Here is a 5,441-nt window from a genome sequence, read left to right as displayed (position 1 = left end):
CGCGCTGCTTGAGGGCCTTGTTATAAGAGGGCCAGTTGGTGATTTTAAAATTTTGTTTTGCCATGGAGACCTGATTTTGAAACAACTGTGGTGATCTGCTCCGATGATTACCCAAAAGTTCTATTTATTCAACAAAGCCTTGGCAAGCGGTTATCTGCAAATTGGCCTAAAATATTTTATTTCTGAAGCAAATACAACCATTCTTTCATGAATTGGTTATTAATAGCCTGCTACTTATTTTTTATGCGTTAATAAGAAAAAATAAGATGCAGTGTTGCAATTACTACATTTTTTATTTTAAATTTAGCAACTGATTCTTAAAGGGGGCAGTATGGAGTTCACCGCTTTATTGAGGGAACGTTTTTCGCGCTTGACACCGTCACAGCAGATGATTGCACGCTACATCGAACGCAACAAAGATCGCGTAGCATTCATGACGGCCCGCCAGTTGGCCGCTGTGATGAACATCAGTGATGCCGCCATTGTGCGCTTTTCACGTGCAGTGGGGTATGAGGGCTACGCCCACATGAAAGAATCATTGGGAGATGCTTTGATCGAGCGCACTGGCGCCAGCGGCATCTTGCATCGCGAACCTGCGTTGCACAGTGAGACAGAATTAAAAGAGAGCGTGTTTGCCAATGCCAGCCAGCTCTTGAAAGCCACGGCAGAACTGAATGAAGACCGTATTGTTTCAGCAGTCGCTGAGCGTATCGCTGCCGCAAGGCGTATTTGGGTGAGTGGTAACGGAACGTCGTTTTCCATGGTTTCCTATATGGTGATGCAATTGAATCATTTTCTCGGCAACACCGAGGTGTTCAATATCGGTCACGGTGATGTGGCAGACCGTATATTGCAAGTGAATGAGCAGGATGTGTTTATTGGTATCGGGTGGGAGCGTTACATCCCCTATACCATTGATTTGATGAGCCTTGCACGGCAACGGGGAGCCTATGTCGTCGCGATGACAGACCGATCCAGCTCTCCTTTAGCCAATGAAGCTGATGAAATGTTGTATATCGTGCGCAGTTCATCCGCAGTGGCATGGTGGTCGAAAGTGAGTCCGATGATCGTCGCCGATTGGTTGATGGCGCAGGTAATCACGAAAGATGAGGAGAAAATCAAAGCGAATTTAAAACTTTCCGATGATGCTTGGCGTCTTCTGGGTCATTGGAAAACTACCAACACCAGGGAATTATTTAACAATAATAAATAGATATAATTATAAAGCAGTAAAAATAATAGGCAGTAAAACAGCGGTGGTTATTGCCACCGCTGTAACATGATAAAGAAATACCTTCGCGCCTTCGTTTCATTATTTGACTAATCAATGTGTTGCTGGAACACCATTTTTTGTTTAATCCTCGTTTTGATTAAACCGTGTCTTGTTTTGCTGACATCAGAGAAAAGTAGTTTCTTACCGTTTGTTTCTCAAAGGAAAACATATGAACAAAGGAAACGAAAAGCAACAGGGTTTCATGCCGTCCAGCGTTGATGAGGGGGTTAATGCCGATCGTCGTCGCTTAATAAAACAAACATCGATTATTGGTGCAGGGGCTCTGCTCGGTGCCTTCTCACCTGCGGTTTTTTCCGCACCCAGCAAAGAAGTGATTGTGCGCGGGATTGGTGGAAGCTATCAGGAAGCGCTGGAAAATGCGGTCTATAAACCTTTTACGGAATTGACCGGCATTAAAGTGATCATTCAGCCTTCTACGGCTGCGCAGATCATGGCAGTGATCAAAGCAGGACGTGTGACGCTTGATGTGCTGGATATCGGCGATGTCACACAAACCAACATCAATGCTGTCGGCGCGTTGATGCCAATCAACTACGCGGGCATGAAGTTTACCAATCCCGACGATATCTTCCCCGAAGTACGCCGTCCCAATATGGTCGGTAACCTGTTCTTCTCGACTGTGATGGTTTACAACACGGATGTCTTCCGTGATGGCAACCATCCGCGTACCTGGGCAGAATTTTGGGATGCGAAACGTTTCCCCGGTCCGCGTACCTTAACGGATCTGCGCACCAGTTCTACTGAGCTGGAATTTGCCTTGCTTGCCGATGGCGTAGACATGAAAGACATCTACCCGATTGATATCAAGCGTGCGTTTGCTTCTCTGAGCCGAATCAAACCCCATGTCGTGAAATGGTGGGATACTGGGGCGCTATCCGTACAATTGATGGAGCGCAAAGAAGCGGTGTTAGGGGCTTTGTGGAACGGTCGTGCACAAGCGCTGATCGATCAGGGCGCGCCGTTAGCCATTGAGTGGAACCAGATTAAACAGCAGTTGCAGTATTGGAGCGTGCTGAAAGGCTCGCCGAACCCGGAAAATGCGCAGTTGCTGATTGATTTTGCGTTACAGCCCGAGGTTCAGGCGAAAATTACCCAGTTTATCGCCTATGGTCCCACCAATAAAAAAGCCTTCCAGTTTGTTCGTCCAGAGGATTTGGTGAAACTGCCTTCCAACCCTGAGTATTACTCGCGCTCCTTTGTACAAAATGCGCACTGGTGGACAGATAACATTGAGGAAGTGGGAAAAATCTGGCAACCATGGATCTTGGGTCAGGGGTAATGAAAACGGATTCAACACACCACAGCTCCCGGCGTCAGCCGGGAGCTGCACTCCGCCTTGAGGGGCTGACCCGGCGCTACGAACAGGCTGCTGTCGTCGATAATCTGGATTTGGCGATTGCGCCAGGCGAGTTTGTGACGTTGCTCGGTGCCAGCGGTTCAGGAAAAACCACCACGTTGATGATGGTTGCGGGCTTTACCAAACCCAGCCAAGGACGCGTGCTGATTAACGATCAGGATATTACGCATTTGCCCCCTGCAAAACGCGACCTTGGCGTGGTGTTTCAGCACTACACGCTGTTTCCGCACCTCTCGGTGGCGGATAACCTGGCGTTTCCGCTGGAAATGCGCGGCGTGGCGCGTCGTGACATCAAGCAGAAAGTGGCGGATGCGTTGGCGTTGATCCAGCTTGATGATAAAGGGCATCGTTTGCCGCGCGAGCTGTCCGGTGGGCAGCAGCAGCGCGTTGCGCTGGCACGTGCGTTGATCTTTTCCCCGGTGGCACTGTTGATGGACGAGCCGCTGGGTGCTCTGGATAAAAAGCTGCGCGAACATATGCAGTTGGAAATAAAACGGCTGCATGTTACTTCCGGCTCTACGGTGGTGTTCGTCACCCACGATCAGGAAGAAGCCTTGACCTTATCCGATCGTATTGCTGTGATGCAACAGGGGCGGATTGCCCAAATTGATACCCCGCACGATCTCTATACCAAACCAAAGAATCGCTGGGTGGCTGAATTTATTGGCCAACCCAACTTTATCGACGGTCAGATAAGCGCCATTCAGCAACACTGCTATGACGTGCGCCTTTCAAGCGGTGAAACGGTGTGCGGTAAGGGCGTTGCTCATCTAAGGGTAGGGGAGTCGGTCTTGGCGGTGCTGCGGCCTGAGCATATTCATATTGGCCTGCCGGGGGATACATCAGACCATTTGCCGCTTAGCGCCACCATTGCTGAAATGCTCTATCTGGGGCATACGCTTAAATTAACGCTGGTGCTGAGTGATGGCGCGACGTTATTAGCACAGTTACAGAACTCGGCGTTGGAGGGGACGCTGCGGCCGGGTGCCAGCGTGCGTATCGGGTGGGCAACGGAAAGTCTCTGGTTTATTCCCGCCGAGGCTCAGCGATGAGCGGGAGTGATGACAGGCGTCTGAGTCGCTGGAAACCCTGGCTATTACTGGCTCCAACGCTGCTGGCCCTGACGATTTTTTTGCTGATTCCGCTGGCGAAAATGCTCGGTTACAGCCTGTTCGATCCCGGTCTTACCAGCAAACACTTTGCGCGCATTGTACAGGAGCCGGTCTGGCTGCAAGTGCTGTGGATTACGCTGCGCACCTCGCTGCTCGTCACGCTGGTGACGTTGCTGTTGGGGTATCCGGTGGCCTGGGTGTTGTGCAAACTCCCTGCGCGATTAGCCGGTATGGCGATTGTCATCATCATTATCCCCCATTTTACCAGTGTGTTGGTGCGCACTTATGCCTGGATGGTGCTGTTGGGCAGTAATGGGCTTGTCAATCAGGTGCTGTGCTCGTTGGGGCTTATCGATACGCCGCTCAAACTGATGTATACCCCGCTCGGCGTGTTAATCGGTATGACCTACATCTTGCTGCCCTATATGGTACTGGCGCTTTACAGCGTGATGCGCGGCATCGATCCGCAATTGCTGCGGGTCGCGTATAGCCTTGGTGCTTCGCGCCTTCGATCCTTTGGGCGCATCTTTTTGCCGCTGTCGCTGCCTGGCGTTGCCGCAGGTAGCCTGCTGGTGTTTATTTTGTCTATTGGCTTCTTCGTGACACCGGCGCTGATGGGCAGCCCGCGCGACAGCATGATCGCCATGGTTATCGAAAATCAGTTGGAAGTCTATTTCAACTGGGGCTTCGCGTCGGCGCTGTCTGCGTTGCTGCTGCTGTGCACCTTATTGCTGTTTTGGGTCTATGTTCGAGTCGTGGGATTGGAACGACTCTTTGAGGCGAAAGGATGAACGGAAACCGCCCCGGCTGGCTGCCGCTACTGATCACGCTGTTGACCCTCGCTCTTTTGTTGGTCCCGATTGCGACGATCTTTCCTCTGGCATTCAGTACCAATAGCTATTTGTCGTTTCCACCGCAAGGATTCTCTTTGAAGTGGATGCGCGCGATTTTGCAGGACTCGAAGTGGCTACAGGCTATCGGCCTGTCGTTTACCATTGCGCTAATGTCCACCTTGTTAGCCATGGTACTGGCGCTGTTTGCCGCTCTGGCTCTGGTGCGCTGTCGTTTTGTCGGCAAAACGCTGGTGTATGCGCTGATCGTGTTGCCGATGATTGTGCCTAACGTGATTGTGGCGTTGACGCTGTTCTTCTTCTTTTCCGAGTTGGCACTGTTTAACAGCTTCACCCGTATTGTTATCGGGCATGCCCTGATTGCGCTGCCGATTGCCACCATTATTTTGTCTTCGACGCTGCAAGGCATGGATTATCGTTTGGAGCAGGCGGCAATGAGCCTGGGGGCCAGCCACTTCAACGTATTACGACGCATCACGCTGCCGCTTGCGGCACCGGGTATGTTCTCGGCAGCGATTTTCTCGTTTCTCAGTTCATTTGATGAACTGCTTATTGCGCTGTTTCTTTCCGATCACGGCAGCCAAACGCTGTCGGTGCGGATTTGGAACACGGTACAGTTTCAGCTCGATCCTTCTATTGCGGCCGTCAGCGTGCTGTCGATCGGCGTGACAATAGTGACACTGGGGATTAGGTCGTGTATTCAATATGTTGATTGCAGTGTGAAATGTCCGGTTTTGGATGTGGAATACAGTGGCTAAAGTTGATGTAAGATGCCCGTTTTGTGAACAGACATCTCCTGTGAAAAAACACGGTTATGGCAAAAGTGG

At 50.9% G+C, this 5,441-nt stretch carries 5 protein-coding genes and 1 pseudogene; all 6 read left to right on the top strand.

From position 1 onward, the window contains the following. Positions 1–331: 331 nt before the first annotated feature. Positions 332–1,213, top strand: a complete 882-nt coding sequence (locus QZ506_RS12455) for a MurR/RpiR family transcriptional regulator (protein WP_291971433.1) — start codon at positions 332–334, stop codon at positions 1,211–1,213. 229 nt (positions 1,214–1,442) lie between these two features. Further along, entirely contained in the window at positions 1,443–2,573 is a 1,131-nt protein-coding gene (locus QZ506_RS12450) for an ABC transporter substrate-binding protein (protein WP_291971431.1), read from the top strand. Then, positions 2,552–3,703, top strand: a complete 1,152-nt coding sequence (locus QZ506_RS12445) for an ABC transporter ATP-binding protein (protein ID WP_291971429.1) — start codon at positions 2,552–2,554, stop codon at positions 3,701–3,703. Before QZ506_RS12450 ends, QZ506_RS12445 begins: the two co-directional genes overlap by 22 nt. Continuing rightward, on the top strand, positions 3,700–4,554 hold the full coding sequence (locus tag QZ506_RS12440; protein WP_291971427.1) for an ABC transporter permease: 855 nt from the start codon (positions 3,700–3,702) through the stop codon (positions 4,552–4,554). Before QZ506_RS12445 ends, QZ506_RS12440 begins: the two co-directional genes overlap by 4 nt. Continuing rightward, a complete protein-coding gene (locus QZ506_RS12435; protein ID WP_291971425.1) occupies positions 4,551–5,372 on the top strand; it encodes an ABC transporter permease in 822 nt (273 codons plus the stop codon). Before QZ506_RS12440 ends, QZ506_RS12435 begins: the two co-directional genes overlap by 4 nt. After that, a pseudogene (locus QZ506_RS12430) lies at positions 5,365–5,441 on the top strand (IS1 family transposase); the annotation flags it as partial. The gene QZ506_RS12435 and the pseudogene QZ506_RS12430, both read left to right, overlap by 8 nt.

The organism is Candidatus Symbiopectobacterium sp. (genome assembly GCF_020054415.1).
Lineage (GTDB): Bacteria > Pseudomonadota > Gammaproteobacteria > Enterobacterales > Enterobacteriaceae > Symbiopectobacterium.
This window is presented reverse-complemented; position numbering and strand designations above follow the sequence as displayed.

Bases quoted from the DNA above. Each gene is read 5' to 3' on its own strand.
- QZ506_RS12455 (WP_291971433.1), top strand. From the start codon at position 332: ATGGAGTTCACCGCTTTATTGAGGGAACGTTTTTCGCGCTTGACACCG.
- QZ506_RS12450 (WP_291971431.1), top strand. From the start codon at position 1,443: ATGAACAAAGGAAACGAAAAGCAACAGGGTTTCATGCCGTCCAGCGTT.
- QZ506_RS12445 (WP_291971429.1), top strand. From the start codon at position 2,552: ATGGATCTTGGGTCAGGGGTAATGAAAACGGATTCAACACACCACAGC.
- QZ506_RS12440 (WP_291971427.1), top strand. From the start codon at position 3,700: ATGAGCGGGAGTGATGACAGGCGTCTGAGTCGCTGGAAACCCTGGCTA.
- QZ506_RS12435 (WP_291971425.1), top strand. From the start codon at position 4,551: ATGAACGGAAACCGCCCCGGCTGGCTGCCGCTACTGATCACGCTGTTG.